The sequence below is a fragment of the Chloroflexota bacterium genome (assembly GCA_015478725.1).
Lineage (GTDB): Bacteria > Chloroflexota > Limnocylindria > Limnocylindrales > CSP1-4 > C-114.
In genome coordinates, this window is sequence record JADMIG010000089.1 from 1 (window position 1) to 1,761 (window position 1,761).

A 1,761-nucleotide genomic window follows, 5' to 3' on the forward strand; every position below is an offset into this window, starting at 1 on the left:
TGCAGCTCCTCGAAGAGAATCGAAAAGAGATTTCGATCTCGAACGAGGAATCGAAGGAAAACGCTTCGATTCCCCAGGGAGGTCAGCCATGACCGACTTCGCTTTCTCAATGGAAGCAGCGCACATATCGCTAGCCAGCAGAGACGACGGGTGGACACTGAACAGCGTCGTACCCATGGCACCCGTACCGCTCATCGATGGTACTGCGTTTCGCGGTTACATTGTACTCCTAGAGCGCACAGAGCAGCCCAACATCGTCACTGGTTATGACCTGGTCGCCTGGAACGGACAGAAATACAACGTGATGAACTGCGATCATATGGCAGTTTGCTTAGCAAAGTAACCATAATACGGTTTCAAGGAGGTCACGAGGATATGCGCATCGTAGCATGGAATTTTCTATGGGTCTTGGTTGCCGGCGTGCTCTGCATCATCTTCCTGGGGCCTTCGCTGGGGATCGCTATTGGGCTTGGTTGCCTTTGCGCTCTCCTCGTGTACACATTGTTTTTCGGGCGAAGTGAGGAGCCGTAGTATTCACAAAGGAAGCGAGCTAGACGATGGGCAATGAGCACAACATCAAATGTGACGCTTGCAAAAAACCTGTGCAGAAGACAGGGGAAACAACGCGCACCATAACCTTTGCGTGTCCATGCGGGCAAACAACGTATACCCGTAGCAAAGGCTTATAACAGCATCAGAATTCAAAGGGAGTGCCAACCATGGAAGAACCAAACTATAGTAGCGACGAAGACAGCGCAGCCCTGGGTCTGCAAGAAGCTTTGATCCTGCGATCCCGCGCAGAGACAACGTCGCCAACAACGATGCCACGCGTCTATCGCCCACCGCTAGGTGGCCCGTTACGCTGGCAGGACGATGCCAGCGGAGAGCTTCCTCGTGTGATGCTGGCGTTCTTTGAGCGACGGCGTAAGCTCACGCCTGCTGAGATTGAGCGCGTGCGTGACTACGGCGAATATTACATCGATGCGCCGATGTGGGGATGCAACCCCTACGTAGACGAAGAAGGGCGGGCGTATTTCGCGAGGCTGCGCACGCAGATCAAGGTGGCTCGCACGGTGGGCGATCTAGACCAATGGATTCATGCTTGTTTGGAAATCGGCATTGATCCCTATTAAATGGAGAGGAGGCAGGAACATATGCCACGCATGGCATGGTTTGTTTACCCAGAAACCTTTGCACTGCAAGGGCCAGTCTACGACGGCTCCAACAGCGTTGCCTATTGCTCAGTCGAGTGCGCAGAAGCAGACCGAGCCAACGAAGACGCGCTCTTTGAAGCCAACGCTGACGAAGGCGAGCAGTGCCCGGTGTGCGGCAAGATCATCGTCAATATCCCTCCAACACCATCGAAGAAAGCCGATGAGGCATCATCATGAACGAGGGACACTTCGGCACCAAGAAGCTGACGCTGCACGGCGTGGAACTCTGGTGGATTTGCCGCAAAACCAATGGCCGCCTGGTCCCGTATGCCGATATCCTTGCTCCCACAGGGTATGGCTTCAAAAACCGTGCAAAGGCAGAGCGGGCGGCGCAAGGCATCGAAGAGCGGCTACAACAGACAGCACAGAAAAGCGAGGGAAGCAATGCCTGACACCACCACAGTGCTATTCTTGCAGTGGCCCGCGCATCTCGACGCCCTACCGCCCTGCTTCCACTGTTGTGGCAAGCAATGGCGACGCGAACCTGAATCGAACACCTGGCTCTGTCGCTGCTACTTTGAACCATCACGGCGGCGGCGAGATCGCT

At 55.0% G+C, this 1,761-nt stretch carries 3 protein-coding genes; all 3 read left to right on the forward strand.

Going from position 1 to position 1,761, the window contains the following annotated elements; translation table 11 throughout:
* Positions 1–719: 719 nt before the first annotated feature.
* From IVW53_15865 to IVW53_15875, 3 genes are read left to right on the forward strand one after another with little or no spacing between them, the layout of a single operon-like run.
* Entirely contained in the window at positions 720–1,133 is a 414-nt protein-coding gene (locus tag IVW53_15865) for a hypothetical protein (GenBank protein ID MBF6607040.1), read from the forward strand.
* 21 nt (positions 1,134–1,154) lie between these two features.
* Positions 1,155–1,391 (forward strand): hypothetical protein, encoded by a 237-nt coding sequence (locus IVW53_15870; GenBank protein ID MBF6607041.1) that lies wholly within the window; start codon positions 1,155–1,157, stop codon positions 1,389–1,391.
* The gene (locus tag IVW53_15875; GenBank protein ID MBF6607042.1) at positions 1,388–1,606 is read left to right on the forward strand and encodes a hypothetical protein; all 219 of its coding nucleotides are present in this window, start codon (positions 1,388–1,390) and stop codon (positions 1,604–1,606) included. Before IVW53_15870 ends, IVW53_15875 begins: the two co-directional genes overlap by 4 nt.
* The last annotated feature ends 155 nt before the right edge of the window (positions 1,607–1,761 follow it).